Source organism: Thermococcus sp. M36 (assembly GCF_012027355.1).
Taxonomy (GTDB): Archaea; Methanobacteriota_B; Thermococci; order Thermococcales; family Thermococcaceae; genus Thermococcus.
The window spans coordinates 616,125-633,206 of the sequence record NZ_SNUH01000001.1 but is presented as its reverse complement, the minus strand read 5'-3'; the positions used below and the strand labels follow the sequence as shown (position 1 = coordinate 633,206).

Genomic DNA, 17,082 nt, shown 5'->3' with positions numbered 1-17,082 from the left:
GCGCTTTTTCAACGAATCAACACGGGCTTGAATCTCGGAGAGGAGCGGGTCGGATTCCCATTTTGTTGAGTCGTACCGTAAAGCCAGCCATATCAGCCGGAAGGGTGCCAGCAACACCCCCAATGAGGGGCGTATGGAGAAGTCAGGACGAACTTTTACAGCTATACCGTCTTCCTCCACGAAGATCTGTTCCAAAGCAGGCACTTTGATACCGAAATAACGCGCAATCTTGCCTACTGCATTGGAGAAAATGGTCTCAATCCACACCATGTCCAGCGGATAGGGCCTCTCCGGGATTATCTCTGCTAGAGTCCTTATGAGCATCCTGTTGAGTTTACCCACTCTTGGCAGGGGTTCGGGGAGTGTGGTAATGGGACGCGCCTGAAGTATGAATATTTTCCCGTTGGCCAATGCCCACTCGATGTCCTGCGGCCTGCCAAAATAGCTCTGGATTTTAACGCCGAGGTCTGCGAGCTTTTTTAAAATATCGTCCGACACAACCGGCTGAGTGACATTCGATGTTTTGATCTCTTCAACTCCCCCATCGGCCTTGGGCTTAACAACAACTTCTCTCCGACCAAGACGTCTCTCTACAATGCGCCAGCCAAAACGGGTTTTGCGGAGGATGTAGTGATCCGGTGTCACCAAACCAGATACAACAGCTTCGCCGAGTCCAACGTTCACGTCTATAACCACTTCGTCCCGTGCCCCGGTGATGGGGTTGGCCGTGAACATAACGCCCGAAGCCTCAGCCGGCACCATACGTTGAACTATAACGGCCATTTTTGCCATTCTGTGGTCTATTCCCATCTTCTCACGGTAGGCTATTGCACGGTCATCCCATAGAGAAGCCCAGCACCGGCGTACGGCCTCTACAACGGCATCGGCACCGACTACGTTAAGAAAAGTCTCATGCTGTCCCGCAAATGCAGCATGAGGCATGTCTTCAGCCGTTGCAGTCGAGCGCACGGCAACGGGCCCGGATCCCATAGTTTGGTAAGCAGCACGAATAGCTTGCGCCACCTCTTCAGGTATTGGGGCGCTTAGGAATGTTTTTCTAATGGCCTCACCATCAACGGGTCTCTCTTTCAGGGCACGCTCAATGACCTCGTCCAGATGATTTCTTGAGACAAAAAGATCATAGGCAAGAGTCGTTACAACGAAACCAGGTGGAACTGGAAACCCGAAGCCAACAGCTCGCCAAGGACGGCAGCCTTGCCGCCTACAAGATGGATATCCTTTCTGCTAATTTCTTTTAGATTCAGGACATAACGCTTGTTCATACAGCAACCCCCGCGAAAACGTGAAAAAAGTCAGAGATATAAAATTTATGTAACTATGGTAGTTACAGTTTTTAATTCTTAACTAAAATCGTAGGAAGAGTTTAGTTTTCTCACAGACCGAACAAATAGCTTCTATGTTGCCATACGTCCCCTCATTGTCCTAGAAATCAAAATGTCTCAAAGTGTGAGCACGAGAAGCAACCTTTAAAGGAAAACCTCGAACTAAGACCATGCGCGTCCTCCCACTCGCATCGGAGAGCCTCGGCGTTAGAAGTCTGGCAACGTTCGTGGAATCCGGAGGAATAAAAATCCTCATCGACCCCGGTGTCGCCCTCGGGCCGAAGCGCTACGGCCTTCCACCGGCAAAGGCTGAAATTGATGCCCTCCGACAGATGAGGAAAAAGCTTCAGGGCTACGCGCGGAGGAGTGACGTCGTCGTTATCTCCCACTACCACTACGACCACTACACACCGTTCTTCGAGGGACTCTACGAGAGCTCAAGCGAGAGCTACGCGAGGGAGATATACGAGGGAAAGCTCCTTTTCATAAAGCATCCACGGGAAAACATAAACTTCAGCCAGAAAAAGAGGGCCTGGGCCTTCCTCAAAAACGCGGAACCGATAGCGAAGAAGATTGAGTTCGCCGATGGCAAATCCTTCGACCTCGGCGGCGTTGAGTTGGAGTTCTCTCCGGCCGTTCCCCACGGAAGCGAAGGTTCCAGGCTCGGCTTCGTTGTGATGACGTTCATAGATGACAGCTCTGAGAGAGTAATCCACGCGAGCGATATTCAGCTCCTCAACAAAAAAGCTGTAAAGTGGATAATCGAGAAGGTCCCAGACCTGCTCATAACTGGGGGACCGCCGACATACCTCGGCAAGCGCGCTGAGGGAAGCTGGGAGGCGGGCATTAAAAACCTCAACGAGATAATTCGCGAAACAGGAGCAGAAATAATACTCGACCACCACATCATCAGGGATAAGAACTATCCAAGGTTCTTCGACGAGCTCGAGGAGAGACCAAAGACATTCGCGGGCTACCTGAAGGTTGAAGACCGACCGCTGGAGGCTTACAGGCGGGAACTTCACAAAATCGAGAAAGGTGAGGAGGTAGAAGTGCCGTTCAAACTAAGGTGAGGGGAATATTCTCCTTTTCGTTTTTTCGCCATTCATATCCACTACCCTACCCAATCAAAACTCACGGGTGCTCGATTCCATCAATAACCTCCCCTTCTTGAAACGCCCTGAGAACACGCTTTATCCAGTCCTGCGCAAGATGCCTCTGATCTATGTTTTCCCTGAGGATCCAGCCGTCAAAGACCCTCTTCGCTATTATTTCCCCCCTAATAGGTTCGATTATCAGGCGCATGTATCTGGCTTCTGTGTATTTCTTGCCGAGTTTCCCGAACTTGTCGGCTATGCACAGAATGAAGACAGCCACCCTCTTACCATCAAAGCCGTTTCTGGAGCGGATGAATTCTATAACACTCGGCAGGGGTCTCTCGTAGTAGATGGGAGCGCCTATGACCACTAGATCGCAGTCGTCAACGTTGGGGCTTTCGGTGACCCTGGATACTCTTACCTCCGCTATGTCCCTTATCGCCTCCGTTATCCAGTGAGCGACCTTCTCCGTCGAGCCTCGCTTGGTGTCGTATATTATGCAGACCCTCACGATTTCACCTACTGACTGGTCGGTTTTGGTACTACTTAAACCTTTCAAACGAGGAAAGCCTTAAATCGAGGGGAGGGGAAAGTTGTTTCAGGTGAGGAAGATGAGGGATTTCTATATCGCCCACGAGAAGGATATAAAAGCCGGAAAGACCACTGACGTTTACTTCATCAGGACAAAGAAGATCCTCGAGGAAAAGGGCATCCACAAGAAGGTTTTCGCCGACGTAACCACGACGGGACTTCCAAAGGGCTGGAAGTGGGGAGTTCTGGCCGGAATCGAAGAAGTTGCCAAGCTCCTCGAAGGTCTGCCGGTGAACGTCTACGCCATGCCGGAGGGGACGATATTCCATCCCTACGAACCAGTTCTTCAGATTGAGGGATACTACGAGGAATTCGGCATCTACGAGACTGCTTTACTTGGAATGCTCAGCCAGGCGAGCGGTATAGCCACCGCAGCATTGAGGGTTAAGATCGCCGCGAACTTCAAGCCAGTATATTCCTTCGGCATAAGGCACATGCATCCAGCCATAGCGCCGATGATTGACCGCTCGGCATTCATAGGCGGTTGCGACGGGGTTTCTGGTGTTCTAGGGGCGGAGATGATAGGTGAAAAGCCCGTTGGAACGATGCCCCACGCACTGATTCTTACCGTAGGCGATCAGGTGAAGGCATGGAAGTACTTCGACGAGGTCATCGAGCCAGAGGTGCCAAGGACAGCGCTGGTTGATACCATCTGCGACGAGAAGTTCGAGGCTCTGATGGCAGCTGAAGCTTTGGGAGAACGCCTAACCGCTGTGAGGCTCGACACGCCCGGCTCGAGGAGGGGCAACTTTAGGAGGATAATCGAGGAGGTTCGCTGGGAGCTCGACCTGAGGGGCTACGAGCACGTTAAAATCTTCGTCAGTGGCGGTCTAAACGAGGAGAGCATAAGGGAGATAGTGGACATCGCAGATGCTTTTGGCGTTGGCTCGTCCATCGCCAGTGCGAAACCCATAGACTTCTCCCTTGACATAGTCGAGATCGAGGGAAAGCCTTTCACCAAGCGCGGCAAGCTCAGCGGAAGGAAGCAGATATACCGCTGTGAGAACGGTCACTACCACAGGGTTCCAGCGGATAAAAAGCTGGAGAGGTGTCCAGTCTGTGGGGCGAAAGTCGAGCCGCTCTTAAAGCCGCTCATCGAAAACGGCGAAATAGTGGCAGAGCTTCCAAAGGCGAGGGAGATAAGGGAGTACGTCTTGGAGCAGGCGAGGAAGTTCAACCTGACGCTTGAGTGAGCGGCTCTGTCATCATTTCCATTTTCCCTTTTCTGCCGGGAGAAAGTCCTATTGATATCAACTCACTGTAGAACAGGAACCAGCCGGAAGTTCCAACTAAGGAGTAAGGAAAAAGAAGAGGTTTCAGGCCTCCTCAACAGTTATGCAGCTGACCGGGCAGGCCTCAGCGGCCTCAACGGCGCAGTTGTAGAGAGCCTCGTCCTCGATAATCTCGACGATCGGCTGGGCCTTGCCCTCGTCGCCCATCTCAAAGACGTCCGGGCAGAGGCTGGCACAGATGGCATCTCCGATACAAACGTCCTGGTCAATCCTAACCTTCCACGCCATGGAACATCACCGGGTTTAGATGAACTCTGAGGAATATAAACTTTTCGTCGGAAAAAAGGACGCCAGATGGCGAAGATCCGTGGAAAAAGGGAGGAACAGGCTCTTCAATGAACAAAAATTGACAGGATGGGTCAGAAAAGCCCCAGCCTCTTTTTATACTCCTCGCTTATCATCTCCGGGCTCCAGGGCGGGTCAAAGGTTAGCTCGATTTCCGCGTCCTTAACGCCGGGAATCTCCAGTACCTTGTCCTCAACAGCCCTGAGGATCCACATCGTGAGCGGGCAGCCCGGTGTAGTCATGGTCATTTTGACGTAGACGGTGTTGTCAGGCCTTATCTCAAGCTCGTAGATTAGTCCGAGGTTGACGACGTCAACGCCTATCTCGGGGTCTATGACCTCCTTGAGCTTCTCAAGGATCATCTCCTTCGTGAGCTGGACGCTCTCTCCGGTTTCCTGGACTCCCCTCTCGCGGTTTATGGTTATCATGCCGACTCCGTCGAGCTTTCCAATCTCTGAGTGGAGCTTGATGAGGACGTTGTCGATATCGGGGGTGTCCCTTGAGAGGGTGACGGTTACATTGCCCTTTTCATCAACCTCTATGGATTTGACAAACTTCTCATCAACTATCCCCTTAACGGTTCTCTCAACGTCTTCCTTTGTGATCATTTTTCACCACCTAAGGCCGAACTCGGGGGCACCAAATTTAAACCTTTTGGGTCAAAACTGGGTATTAAACTGAGAGAATATCGAATATCAGCCTTTCGGCCATTTCGGGTGTAAGCGCACGGGCGCGGAGCTCCCTGAGAACGCGCTGGATGCCGTACTTCTTGAGGGAAGGCGAGTTTCTGGCGGCCGACCTCCACAGGGTGCAGCCGAAGCCAAGGGCGTATTTCCTCCCGAGGGTCGCTATGGCCTCGCCCTTGTCGAGGGCGAGAAAAGCCGGCAGATTGAGCACGACAATGTCGCCCTTCCTGTAGATCGATATGAGGCCCGAGCTCAGCAGGTCGCCGCTCGCGACGATCTTTATCCCGTTCTCCCTAGCGTAGTCCTCAATGGCGTCCATCACCATGGTGTGGCAGCGGCCACAGATGGGGGCACCCTTTCTGACCTGTTCCTTTATAATGTCCGTGTAGTGGGGTATCTCGACGAATACAGCTCCCTGCGCCATCGCGCCGAGGATAACGGGCTCTCTCATCTGGGGGAGCTTGGCCATCACTGGGATTACCTCAAAGCCCGCCCAGCGGAGGATTTTAAGCGAGGCAGTGCTGTCCGACCCCCCTGAGAACGCGAGGGCTATCTTAACCCCCACCGGCGAGCGGTCGAAGTCCCTCCCGGTTAAACGGTACTCTATGAGCGCCCTGAGGCGGGAGTATGCTTCTTCTCCGATCTCATCCCTAACCTTTTCGAGTGCCTCCAGGTTGTACTGCAGGCGGTACCTCTTGATGAAGTCGTCTCCAACCGGCCCTATCATCGGAGGGCAATCGGTGGACGGTTTATTAAACTTGCCGCTGGGAAAACCTTAAAAGAGGCCCATCCTAACCCCGTCCACGAACCAAAAATGCTTCTGGAGGTGCTTGCGATGAGGGAGATAGTTGAGAGGGTTAGGGAAAAGACGAGCATCCCCGTTTACGAGAGAACCATAGAGAACGTTCTGAGCGCCATTCAGGCGAGCGGTGACGTCTGGCGCATCGTCGATCTCAGCGAGGAGCCGCTCCCGCTCGTCGTTGCGGTCATCACTGCACTCCACGAGATGGGCTACATCGCCTTTGATGGCAGCAGCGTCGTCCTCACCCAGAGCGGCAAGAAGCTGGTGGAGAAGTACGGAATCGGAGCGAGGAAGGACTACACCTGCGCACACTGCGAGGGCAAGACCGTTGAGCTCGACGCCTTCAGCGACCTCCTCGAGCAGTTCAAGGAGATAGTCAAGGACAGGCCCCAGCCGAAGCACGACTTCGACCAGGCCTACGTCACGCCGGAGACCACCGTTGCTAGGATCGCCCTGATGCACACCCGCGGAGACCTTGAGAACAAGGAGGTCTTCGTCCTCGGCGACGACGACCTTACCAGCATAGCCCTCATGCTCTCCGGGCTTCCAAAGAGGATAGCCGTCCTCGACATTGACGAGAGGCTCGTCAAGTTCATCGAGAAGACGGCCGACGAGCTCGGCTACTCCGACATCGAGATGTTCACCTTCGACCTCCGCGAGCCGCTCCCCGACTACGCGCTCCACAAGTTCGACACCTTCATTACCGATCCGCCCGAGACCGTTGAAGCCATCAGGGCCTTCGTCGGCAGGGGTATAGCGACGCTTAAGGGCCCTGGCTGCGCCGGCTACTTCGGAATAACGAGGCGCGAAAGTTCGCTCGACAAGTGGAGGGAAATCCAGAGGCTCCTCCTCAACGAGTTCGGCGTTGTCATCACCGACATCATCAGGAACTTCAACGAGTACGTCAACTGGGGCTACGAAGAGGAGACGAGGGCATGGAAGCTCCTTCCCGTCAAGGTCAAGCCTTCCTACAACTGGTACAAGAGCTACATGTTCAGGATTCAGACGCTCGAAGGCTCAAAGGGATTCGAGGACAGGATAGAGGTCGGAGAGGAGCTCTACAACGACGAGGAAGCTTCGACCACATAAAAAAGAAAGGGATCACTTCCTCTTGTTCTTTCTCTTCCAGCCCTTCCCGACGGCCACAACCGCGAGGGCTATCAGGACAACCCCGACACCGATGTAAATATAGGCGCTCTTCTCGCTTCCTCCCTCCAGCCCAGAGGCCACAAATCCGTTCACGGCATGAGCTTCTATCACCAGAGGGTTGTTCACAGGGTACATCACAACGTATCCGTCCAGGCCGGTGGTTTCAGCGGTGTCGGTTGAGTTGCCGGTGTATTCCGAGCCTTTAACAAACAGGAACGTCGCGTTCTCCAGCTTTACCCTGCCGTCTTTCTCTTCGAGCTCGGGGATGTCAGCGTAGAGGAGCTCCCTGAGGAAGGAGACCGCCTTAGAGTAGAGCTCCGTTCCAGTAAGTCCCGCCTCCTGAAGGGCCCAGGCCGCTTTGGCCGTCGAGGTTATTCCCGCCACCGAGCCCTGCGTGTAGGGGAAGGCGCCGTTGGGATACTGCCTCTTTTTGAGGATTTCGAGGGTCTCGTCGAGTTCCTTCTCCATTCCAAACTCCTTGAATACCAGTAGGGCATAGGCGAAGTAGTAGGTGGGTGTGTTGTAGTAAACGGGATTGCCGGTCTTCGGGTCTTTAGCGGAGATCATCCAGGTCAGGTTTTTGGAGAGGTACTCCAGCGATGCGCCGTAGTCGTAGCTCACGTTGAGCTGCTTAAAGACCCAGATCACGTATTCGGTGTTGTAGAAGTCGCGCCAGACGCCGTTCTTCTCCGTTGAGAGCAGATAGCCGATTTCATCTCCATAATCCTGCCCGAGTTCTGCCTTTACCCTCGCGACCTCCGCCACCTGCCAGGGGAGCAGTTCGGAGAGGTTCTCCGGCAGTTCGGGCTTCTTCCCGCAGGTGAGGTGGTAATCCGCCAGAGCGGCCTTCTCCCACTCGTCCCGTGGCTGGATTTTGTCAACGTAGGGGCACGCAATTGCCTTCAGATCTTCAAACCCCTCAACCTTCGAAACGCTCAGGAGATCGAGGACGCGGTAGTGCAGGGTTCCCCAGAACCCAAAATGTTCCCTCCTCAAAAGCTCCCCGCGGTATTTTTCCTCCCCTGTGGCGTAGAGGGCCATGGCAACCGAGACCGTGCTCTGAAAGTCCCCGTCGAGCTCGACCTCCCTTCCGAGGTAGGCGAGTGCGAAGGCCCGGTAGGCTTTAAGCTCACCGGAGACCTCCATCCTCTCTAGATCGTCCGCCCTTCCGAGGGCCATGTAGCCGAATATCCTCTCCGTTTCGGTTTTAGGTTCCGTACCCATCAGCCAGCCGGTGGCCCTGTCTATGGCCTCCTTCACCTGCTTCTCAAAGCCCGTGAGGCCGGGATTGATGTGGCCCCCTTCCAGGAACTCCCTGAGGGCCACCAGCGCGAGGGCCGTGCCGGTGTAGTCCTCCCATGAACCATCTGCATTCTGTTTGTATATCAGCCAGTAGGCCGCGTTGTTGAGGGTTTCGGAGTACCTTCCGTGGGCGATATTTTCCCCGCGCATCAGGGCAAGCATGGCCATGGCGGTGTACTTTGCGCTGTGTTCCTCGCCGTAGGCCATCCCCCAGGAACCTAGGGGAGTCCTCACGGCCATCAGCCATTCGCAGCCTTCGAGGACTTCACCGTAGTCCCCTGTTCTGTACAGGGCCAGAACCGCGAAGGCTGTATCTGGAACGGTCGGCCTGTAAACGTAGGGCTCGATTTTAGCAGTCCCCAGCGGAAGGGATGAGCCGATGAGCATGATGGCGAATATCACCAGGAGAACACGCCTCATTTCAACCACCCTAGCACCATAAAGGAAATAATGAAAGGCCATTAAAAGGCTTCAGCCGTAGTAGACAACGACGTCAAGCTGGTAGCTGGCCCAGCCGTAGGTGTTGTAGGCGTAGACGAGGAACTTCCAAGTTCCCGGGGCCGGATTGAGGTACTCGACGTGCTCGTAGCTGTTGTAACTTTCGGAGCGGTCAACGAGGTTGCCGTTGGGGTCGTAGAGGTAGAGATCGAGGTCGTGGAGGCTGGTGTCAAAGATCAGGTCGCCGGTTATCTTGGTTGCCCCGCTGTTGACGGCCATGGTGAAGCTGTCGCTGGTGTCCCAGAAGTCGTGGACGGAACCAGTGAAGGTCTGGCTGTCGGTGGTTGGCGTTGGGGTCGGGCTCGGGGCTGGGGTGGTTCCGGTGGACTGGCTGAGTGTGCCGTCGCTGACGACGTCAACCTGGTAGTTTGCCGCACCGCTGTAGCTGACGACCTTGACCGTCCAGGTTCCCGCGGTCGGGTTGTAGTAGCCGACCTTTTCGAAGCCGTAGTACTGGGTGTAGGAGTAGTCAACCTGGTTGCCGTTGGGGTCGTAGAGGTAGAGGTCGATGTCGCTGGCGCTGTTGTCCCAGTAGAGAGTAGCCGTGACAAAGGTGGCACCGCTGATGTCGAAGGAGTGGGTGGCGCTTCCCTTATCGGCCACGGAGCCGGTGAAGACCAGCTTGGCGTAGTTGTCGTAGTTTATAGCCTTGTAGACGTTGACCCTACCGGCACCGTAGGCGATGTCCACTATCTCAGTTGGAGCTACTATGTCCGCGGTCTCGATGAGGGCGGTCTTTATCTTGTCGGGGGTCCAGGTCGGGTGGGCCTGAAGGATGAGTGCAGCAACACCAGCAACGTGCGGGGTCGCCATGCTGGTTCCGGAGGCCTTGGTGTAGTAGGTGTCAATGGGGGTTCCCATGCTGGTTCCGCTGGCCCTCGGGGCGATGATGTCAACACCGGGGGCAACGACTTCCGGCTTGAGCCTTCCGTCGGCGGTCGGGCCCCTGCTGGAGAAGCTTGCGATGGTATCGGTGTTGTCAACGGCACCCACTGTTATCACCTTGCTCGCAGCGGCCGGTGAACCGACTGTATAGGTGTTCGGCCCGCTGTTGCCCGCGGCGACGCAAACGACGAGGCCGGCCGCCCAGGCGTTGTTGACGGCCTGGCTGAGGGAGTCGGTACCGTCAGAGCTCTGGCTTGAGCCGAGGGAGAGGTTGATGACCTTTATTCCGTACTTGTCCTTGTTCTGGACGACCCAGTCAACTCCGGCAATGATGTCAGAAATCGTTCCGGAGCCGTCGGCGGAGAGAACCTTGACGCCGACGAGCTTCGCACCGGGGGCGACGCCTATGTACTGGCCGTTGCTGGCGGCACCGGTTCCCGCGACTATACCCGCGACGTGGGTTCCGTGTCCGTTGTCATCGTACGGGGTGGTCTTGCCGTTGACGACGTCGTACCATCCGACAACCTTGCCCTGGAGGTCCGGGTGGTTGGCATCTATACCAGTATCAATAACTGCGACAACGATTCCGGTGCCATCGTAGCCAAGGGAGTTCCAGACGGTGTCGGCCTGTATCTGGGCGACGGACGTGGCGTCGGAGACCTGAACCTTGTAGTCCTCCTGGATGAACCTGATTCCTGAGACCTTCGAGTTACCGAGGAAACCGGTGTCTATCATGCCTGCTATCACGAGAAGGTCCCTGACCTTCATTTTAACCGCGACGGCTGGGATTATCTTGTAGCTGTACTTGATTTCAGCGCCCATGAGCTTCAGTATCCTAAGGGCGGAGTCCCTGCTCCTCGGGCTGTCAAACATTATCACCGTGCTGATCTGCTGGTTCCAGTCCATCCCCTGAACCTTCCTGAACAGGCCCGGGGTCATAAGCCCGTAGCTCTTCTGTTGGACTGTGCCGGCCCTTGGCGCGGGCTTCACGGGGGCAGCCACGGCCATTCCGGCCACAAGGCTGATTACAACCAGTGCAACAACGACAGCCTTCCAGCCTTTCATCTTTGAACACCTCTTTCCATGGCTTCACCCGTGTATCCATCCGGGCACCTGGCCCGTCATCAGCGTACCATTTTGGACATGCAAATATAAGCCTTTCGGGTCAGCGTGGTATTTTTTAGTTCAGACATGGTACTGGGAGAAAATTGTATATGTAAGTAAAAAATGGACACAACAAAGTGTAAGTTGCAGGAGAGTGAACCTCCTGGCCAAGAAGCACCCGGAGGTGGATGTGTTACAAAAGAACACAGCGCCCGGCCGTATCAGCGGGCCTGGGGGTGGGCAGCAGGGATGAAACAGTTTGGAACATCCTGAACCGGTAGGACCCTGGACGTGCAAACACCCTATCCAGCAAACAGGATAAGAAAAGGAATGGGGTCAATTGAACCCAATCTCTTTGAGGAGTTCAACGACCCTGTTGAAGGGCTCTGCCAGAACCTCCTCGTCCCAGAATTCCTCAGGAACAGCCATCTTAGCGTGGATCTTACCGTCTTTCTCATAGAGAAGCAAGTGACAGGGCGCAACCATGCCAATCTCTTCGTTCCTCTTGTACAGCTCGTAGAAGATTTTAGCGTTGCAGAGGCCAAGGGTCTTGTACTTCGGCATGTCAATGCCCAGCTTGTTCTTCACAACAGCCGTGAAATCCTGCTCCCAGACGACGGCAAAGCCAGCCTGCGGAAGAGCCTCCTTGACCTTGGCCTCTGCCTCCTCAAAACTTCCGTCGAAGACAAGCTTCGCCTCAATCATTTGACCACCCCTTCGGCCACTTATTCTGGAGTTTTCTTGCTTTATCAGCGGACGGAACAGTGTGAGCCGCCGGGACTTTATAACTTTTTTGGGTAAATTATTTGGTTTACTGCCTAATTATGGTCAGGGGCATTTATGAAAGTAATGCCGACGTTGACAAAAAGCTAGATTCCGTGCATCGAACAGACCAACAATGGGGGCCAGTTCTACACATAAAGCATATACATGAAGGCCTAGGTTTTGATCTCGGTTTGGTGTTGCGAAAAGAGAAGGCATTAACATGTCGAAGCTGCTTGAAGAAGTTCTGAAAGCGTTTTATTCTGGGAGAAGCGTTGTTCTGGGGCCGGGGCCGGGATTTGAACCCGGGCTAGGGGATCCACAGTCCCCTGTGCTGACCAGGCTACACCACCCCGGCCATGTCCAGCTAAACCTTTTGGGTTAGCTTTATAAAGTTTTCGACACAACGGGCTGAAAGAGAGAGGAGATGCCTTTTACTCACCACAACCGGGCTCTGGAGGCGCTTTAGAGACAATCAACAATCATACGGGGGTTTCGAGATGAAAGCCAAGCGCGAGGCTTTGACGAGCCTCTTCACGGCGATGAGGGAAGGAAAGGTGGATGGGGACATAATAGACCTCCTCCTTCTCATCAACTCGATCAAAGGCATCTACACCACCTCCTCCTGCTCGGGGAGGATCGGAATTATCGAGGAGCCGGCCCTAGGCGCAAAGCCCCTCTCGCGCTGGCTCATTAAGGAGCACAAGCCGATAACCTTCGAGGAGGCTAAGGAATCCATCCAGAAGGCTGAGAATGGTCTGATATTCCTCAAGAGCCAGCCACCGATATTCCATGTAGTGGCCGAAGATATTGGGCGGGCCAGAAAACTCCACGAGCTCGGCCTGGCCAGTGGCTTCAAGTACACCACTTTCAAAGTGATCTCAAAGCGATACCTTGTCGAAATAAATGCCACCGAGTACCTAACCGCGCCCCTCGGCAGGGACGGTAATGTTCTCGTCAGCGATGAGTATCTGCGCTTTGCCCTGGAAGTCGGCAATGACATGCTTAGGCGCTCGAAGGGAAGGCTTCCGCGCCTTAAGGAGAACTTCAGAAAGCTGAGGGAGGAACTCGGGGAGGACGGGCTCTTCTACGAGCTCGCTGAGAAGTTCAGGATAGGGGAAAATTGGAGGCTCCCCTAATCAGCGCATCTCGTTCCACTCCGGGTTTCCGTACCTCTCTTCCACCAGCTTCTCGGCCAGCTCAAGCTCGTATTCTGTCAGCTCTCCCTCTTCCAGGGGGAAGGCATTGAAGAAGCGGTCTTTAAGTAACTCGTAGGCCTCCCAGCGGCTGAGCTTTATCCCCTCGCGCTCCAGAGTTGTAACGCGCTCCCAGATGCTCGAAATACCTTTGTCCTGAAGTTTGAGCCTGGGGACGCGGAGAACTTTTCCAAGAACCTCGACCCTCGTCGAGTACATGAAGGTGCCGTGCTGGAGGATTACACCTTTCCTCCTCGTCTGGGCGGAGCCGCTTATCTTCTTCCCGTTGGCAACTATGTCGTTGAGGCCGGAGAAGCCAGCATCAAGGCCGAGCTCCTTGAGTGCATCCACGAGCGGGCCGGCCAGATAGCGGTAGCTGCTCTCGACGTTTTTAAGCATCGGGTGCAGATCCTCACCCGCTATCACCGAGTAGGTTATCTCGCCGTATTCGTCGTGGAAGACCGAGCCTCCGCCGGTTATGCGCCTGACCACCGGAATTCCAAGCCTTCTCGCCTCGTCGAGGTTGACGTCGTGGACGACGCTCTGGAAGCGGCCTATCGTGACTGAGCTGGGTGAAAATGCGTAGAGTCTCACCGTGTCGGGAACCTTCCCCTCAATCCTGGCCCTCATTATTGCCTCGTCTATTGCCATCTGGACCTCGGGCATTGCAACAATGAGCGGGATGAACCTCATGGGAACCACCAGGGTTAAAAGGTCGCGAGCGTTTTTAAGCCCAGCGATGATGAGGCCCAAGCCCTTCCGAGGGGACGATGAGGAGAGCGGTCACCACTGAGCGCTACTTTGCTTTTCGAAATCTGGTGCCTCCGGAAAGTCTAACCTCCTTCCCCGGCCCTGAAGGGCGGGGCTTTCGAGAGAAAAAGGTAAACTCCGAAACCGGTATCGTGAGTCCCACGGGGGTACAAAAAGAAGCCGTACATTTCGCCAGCGCCCCTGAAAACCTTGGTGCGGGGGCGGGGATTTGAACCCCGGAACCCCTACGGGACGGGACCCTAAATCCCGCGCCTTTGACCAGGCTCGGCTACCCCCGCGCGGGTTAGAGTTCTCGCCTTCGATTTAAAAACTTTGAGGAAAAGCTTATATGGATGTAAAGGAAGCTTTACGTAAAGGAAACTTTACATGGTGATGTGAATGAACCTGAAGTACGAAGGCCTGCTCGCGGTTCTAATCGGGGGGATGGTTATCGGCCTAGCCTACTCAACGAAGTCGGGTAGGGCGTATCTGGCGGTAGGCATATTCCTCCTGGGCGTCCTATTGGTCTACGCCCTGAACTGGTACTACAACTCCCGGGTGGAGAAGATAGAGGACGAGAGAACCGAGCTGATAAGTACCAAGAGTACAAGGAACGGCTACGCCGTGATGAGCGTTATCCTCTTTGCCGAATACCTCTGGGAGTACTCCAACGGAAACACGGAAACCGCAACGAAGCTCCTCATTCCACTTGCGCTAGGTGTCCTTGCACTCCTCGTCTCCCAGTACTGGTACGAGAGGGTGATGTGAATGAACGAGCTCGCCTTGGTCTCGTTGATTGCCCTGATTGGAGGCGGACTCCTCGGATACTTCATGACCAGGACGATAGTGAACAACATCGGCCTTCCCTCCGATGAAAGGGCCAAAGAAATAGCCAAAATTTCCGCCATGAGGACGCTGGAGCTGGTTCTACTCGTAACGGTGGTTTCGCTGTACTACTCGTGGCTAGTTCTCAGGGACGAACGGTGCACCAACCTTGCAGGCCTGATATTTGCAACGATATTCTTTGGAAACCTCGCCTTCAGGGCTTACTACTCCCGGAGGATGTGAGGTGTTTTCATGAAGAACCGCCTCCGCGAGCTGAGAGAGGAGAAAGGCCTGACCCAGGAGGAGCTGGCCAGAGCGTTGGGAGTAACCAGACAGACGGTAATAGCGATAGAGAAAGGAAGATACGACCCGTCGCTCAGGCTCGCGTTCAGGATAGCTCGCTTCTTCGGGGCCAAAATCGAGGACATCTTTATTTACGAGGAGGGTTAAGACCTGGGGGAGGGCGGAAGATGCCGATGGTTGAAGTCCTGAACCTGGAGAAGGACTACGGAAAGGTGAAGGCACTCAAAGGGATAAGCTTCTCCATCAATGAAGGCGAGATATTCGGCTTAATCGGGCCAAACGGGGCAGGAAAGAGCACTACCCTGAAGATACTCTCAACCCTTCTCAAACCAACGGGTGGAACCGCGAAGATAGCCGGTCATGACGTGGTCAAAGACGCCTCCAAAGTCCGCGAACTCATCAGCTACCTGCCGGAAGAGGCTGGAGCCTACAAAAACCTCACAGGCTACGAGTACCTTGAGTTCATGGCGAGGCTCTACGCGAAGGACGAGAGGAAGGCGAGGGAAATGCTGGAGCTCGGCGTGGAGCTAAGCGGTCTCGGCGAGAGGCTCAACGACAAGGTTTCAACGTACTCAAAGGGAATGACGAGGAAGCTGCTCATAGCGAGGGCCCTGATGGTGCGCCCCAGGCTAGCCATACTGGACGAGCCTGCGAGCGGCCTCGATATAGTGAACGCATACTCGATACGGCAGACGATAAGGCGCTTCGCGAGGAGCGAGGGTGTTACGTTCCTCATATCGAGCCACAACATGCTCGAAGTCGAGCACCTCTGTCACCGTGTTGCTCTGATAAACAAGGGGCGGATAGTCGAGGTCGGCACGCCGAAGGATCTGAAGGACAGATACGGCGCGGAGAACCTTGAGGAGGTCTTCATGAGGGCCGTAGGGGCAGAGATCGATGAGCCCGTTGGGGGTGAGGGTGCATGAGCGACTTCTGGGTCATGGCGATGAAGGAGCTGAAAAACCTCTTCAGGGACAGGAAGCTTGTCTTCGGCCTCGTTATAGTCCCGCTGATCCTCCTACCTGTCATGGGCAAAGCGGTAAACGTCGGAATGGAGCAGGCCCGGGGAGAGACCCACGTGACCATAGTGAACTTTGACGACGGTCCGTACGGCGGCCTCCTCATAAAGGCCCTTGAGGTGACCCCGAACGTAACCGTCACCGTTGTTAACGCCACATCCATAGACGGGGCCATACAGCGGGCGATTCAGGAGAAGCAGAACGTCCTTGTCGTCATCCCGCAGGACTTCACGGCGAAGCTTCAGGCCAACGAAACCGCGACCGTTGAAATCTACGGCATCTTTACGAGCATCGGTGCCGGGATAAAGGAGAGCGTAAGCGAGGGGAGGATAAACGCCGTCCTCCAGGTTCTTAGCGAGGAGATAGCTAGGATAAAGGTGAGGAACCTGGGCGCCGAAAACCCGGACGCAATACTCCAGCCGATAACGACGGTCAGCAGATCGGTTATAAACGGCAACGTCGTTGACGTCTCCCCGACGGTGGTCTCGACCGTCATAGCGGCCCAGGCGTTCTCGATACCGCTTATAGTGTTCATAATGGTCATGGTGACCTCCCAGATGGCGGCTGGAGCAATAGCGAGCGAGAAGGAGAACAAGACGCTGGAGACGCTCCTAACGCTCCCGGTCCCGAGAACCCACATCGTTGGCGCCAAGATATTCGGCACCGCGATGATGGGACTGGTGGCGGCGGTGGCATACATGGTGGGCATGAAGTACTACATGGGCTCCTTCGGGCTGGGGTCCAGCGGAGTAAGCCTCGAAGACCTCGGGCTGGTGGTTACCGCCACGGGGGCCGGCCTCTTTGCCCTTGTGGTGTTCCTGACGATAATAATTGCCCTCAGTCTGGCCATGATAGTGGCCACCTTCGCGGAGGACGTTCAGAGCGCCACAACGCTTGTCAGCGCGGTGATACTCCCGCTCGCTTTCCCTGCATTTCTGCTCATGTACACAGACATCAATGACCTGCCCGTGATGGCTAAGTACGCCCTGCTGGCGGTGCCCTTCACTCACCCCGTCATAGACTACCGTTATGTATTGCTGGGGGACTACAGGCCGTTGCTCACAAGCCTTGTCTACTTGGCAGCAATAGCGCTCCTCATACTCTACGCAACAGCCCGGCTGTTTTCCAGCGAGAGGATTATGACGGCACAGGTCAGCTGGGGCAGGAAGAAAAAGGTGGGGTGAGGCTTTTCT

At 55.0% G+C, this 17,082-nt stretch carries 17 protein-coding genes, 2 tRNA genes and 1 pseudogene; 9 read left to right on the top strand and 11 right to left on the bottom strand.

Going from position 1 to position 17,082, the window contains the following annotated elements; translation table 11 throughout:
* Positions 1-366: 366 nt before the first annotated feature.
* A pseudogene (locus tag E3E36_RS13165) lies at positions 367-1,173 on the bottom strand (PEP/pyruvate-binding domain-containing protein); the annotation flags it as partial.
* Positions 1,174-1,513: 340 nt separating this feature from the next.
* On the opposite strand from E3E36_RS13165, the gene E3E36_RS03675 reads away from it, so the two are divergent.
* The gene (locus E3E36_RS03675) at positions 1,514-2,416 is read left to right on the top strand and encodes an MBL fold metallo-hydrolase (RefSeq protein ID WP_167894006.1); all 903 of its coding nucleotides are present in this window, start codon (positions 1,514-1,516) and stop codon (positions 2,414-2,416) included.
* A gap of 61 nt (positions 2,417-2,477) precedes the next feature.
* Here the strand turns inward: E3E36_RS03675 and E3E36_RS03670 are convergent, their stop codons facing one another.
* Positions 2,478-2,951, bottom strand: coding sequence for a flavodoxin domain-containing protein (locus E3E36_RS03670; protein WP_167894005.1), 474 nt, complete (start codon positions 2,949-2,951; stop codon positions 2,478-2,480).
* 100 nt (positions 2,952-3,051) lie between these two features.
* Between E3E36_RS03670 and E3E36_RS03665 the strand changes: the two genes are divergently transcribed.
* Positions 3,052-4,224: a nicotinate phosphoribosyltransferase gene (locus E3E36_RS03665; RefSeq protein WP_167894748.1), complete on the top strand. Its 1,173-nt coding sequence runs from the start codon at positions 3,052-3,054 to the stop codon at positions 4,222-4,224.
* A 123-nt stretch (positions 4,225-4,347) separates the two neighbouring features.
* On the opposite strand, the gene E3E36_RS03660 is transcribed toward E3E36_RS03665, so the two are convergent.
* The 3 genes from E3E36_RS03660 to E3E36_RS03650 form a co-directional block, all read right to left on the bottom strand.
* Positions 4,348-4,551 carry a ferredoxin gene (locus E3E36_RS03660; protein WP_167894004.1) on the bottom strand — a complete coding sequence of 68 codons (204 nt, stop codon included), beginning with the start codon at positions 4,549-4,551 and terminating at the stop codon, positions 4,348-4,350.
* Between the two features lie 131 nt (positions 4,552-4,682).
* Positions 4,683-5,216 carry a metal-sulfur cluster assembly factor gene (locus tag E3E36_RS03655; RefSeq protein ID WP_167894003.1) on the bottom strand — a complete coding sequence of 178 codons (534 nt, stop codon included), beginning with the start codon at positions 5,214-5,216 and terminating at the stop codon, positions 4,683-4,685.
* Positions 5,217-5,280: 64 nt separating this feature from the next.
* On the bottom strand, positions 5,281-6,021 hold the full coding sequence (locus E3E36_RS03650; protein WP_167894002.1) for an ATPase: 741 nt from the start codon (positions 6,019-6,021) through the stop codon (positions 5,281-5,283).
* A 108-nt stretch (positions 6,022-6,129) separates the two neighbouring features.
* Between E3E36_RS03650 and bpsA the strand changes: the two genes are divergently transcribed.
* Entirely contained in the window at positions 6,130-7,185 is a 1,056-nt protein-coding gene (gene bpsA, locus E3E36_RS03645) for a N(4)-bis(aminopropyl)spermidine synthase (protein WP_167894001.1), read from the top strand.
* A gap of 12 nt (positions 7,186-7,197) precedes the next feature.
* On the opposite strand, the gene E3E36_RS03640 is transcribed toward bpsA, so the two are convergent.
* The 4 genes from E3E36_RS03640 to E3E36_RS03625 form a co-directional block, all read right to left on the bottom strand.
* The gene (locus E3E36_RS03640; protein WP_167894000.1) at positions 7,198-8,967 is read right to left on the bottom strand and encodes a prenyltransferase/squalene oxidase repeat-containing protein; all 1,770 of its coding nucleotides are present in this window, start codon (positions 8,965-8,967) and stop codon (positions 7,198-7,200) included.
* 51 nt (positions 8,968-9,018) lie between these two features.
* A complete protein-coding gene (locus tag E3E36_RS03635; RefSeq protein ID WP_167893999.1) occupies positions 9,019-10,995 on the bottom strand; it encodes a S8 family serine peptidase in 1,977 nt (658 codons plus the stop codon).
* 375 nt (positions 10,996-11,370) lie between these two features.
* Positions 11,371-11,739, bottom strand: coding sequence for a DUF302 domain-containing protein (locus tag E3E36_RS03630; protein WP_167893998.1), 369 nt, complete (start codon positions 11,737-11,739; stop codon positions 11,371-11,373).
* Positions 11,740-12,077: 338 nt separating this feature from the next.
* Positions 12,078-12,154: transfer RNA gene (locus tag E3E36_RS03625), tRNA-His, on the bottom strand.
* A gap of 142 nt (positions 12,155-12,296) precedes the next feature.
* On the opposite strand from E3E36_RS03625, the gene E3E36_RS03620 reads away from it, so the two are divergent.
* Positions 12,297-12,935, top strand: coding sequence for a hypothetical protein (locus tag E3E36_RS03620; protein ID WP_167893997.1), 639 nt, complete (start codon positions 12,297-12,299; stop codon positions 12,933-12,935).
* Here the strand turns inward: E3E36_RS03620 and E3E36_RS03615 are convergent, their stop codons facing one another.
* Positions 12,936-13,685, bottom strand: a complete 750-nt coding sequence (locus tag E3E36_RS03615) for a biotin/lipoate A/B protein ligase family protein (protein ID WP_167894747.1) — start codon at positions 13,683-13,685, stop codon at positions 12,936-12,938. It lies immediately after the preceding gene.
* Between the two features lie 268 nt (positions 13,686-13,953).
* Positions 13,954-14,041 (bottom strand) — tRNA-Leu (locus E3E36_RS03610).
* 100 nt (positions 14,042-14,141) lie between these two features.
* Here E3E36_RS03610 and E3E36_RS03605 point away from each other — a divergent pair.
* The 5 genes from E3E36_RS03605 to E3E36_RS03585 are packed head-to-tail and all read left to right on the top strand — an operon-like array spanning position 14,142 to position 17,073.
* A complete protein-coding gene (locus E3E36_RS03605) occupies positions 14,142-14,510 on the top strand; it encodes a DUF2178 domain-containing protein (RefSeq protein ID WP_167893996.1) in 369 nt (122 codons plus the stop codon).
* Positions 14,511-14,810, top strand: coding sequence for a DUF2178 domain-containing protein (locus E3E36_RS03600; protein ID WP_167893995.1), 300 nt, complete (start codon positions 14,511-14,513; stop codon positions 14,808-14,810). It abuts the gene before it with no gap.
* A 9-nt stretch (positions 14,811-14,819) separates the two neighbouring features.
* Positions 14,820-15,017: a helix-turn-helix transcriptional regulator gene (locus E3E36_RS03595; protein WP_167893994.1), complete on the top strand. Its 198-nt coding sequence runs from the start codon at positions 14,820-14,822 to the stop codon at positions 15,015-15,017.
* Between the two features lie 20 nt (positions 15,018-15,037).
* The gene (locus E3E36_RS03590; protein WP_167893993.1) at positions 15,038-15,796 is read left to right on the top strand and encodes an ABC transporter ATP-binding protein; all 759 of its coding nucleotides are present in this window, start codon (positions 15,038-15,040) and stop codon (positions 15,794-15,796) included.
* Positions 15,793-17,073 (top strand): ABC transporter permease, encoded by a 1,281-nt coding sequence (locus E3E36_RS03585; protein ID WP_167893992.1) that lies wholly within the window; start codon positions 15,793-15,795, stop codon positions 17,071-17,073. Before E3E36_RS03590 ends, E3E36_RS03585 begins: the two co-directional genes overlap by 4 nt.
* Positions 17,074-17,082: the final 9 nt, after the last annotated feature.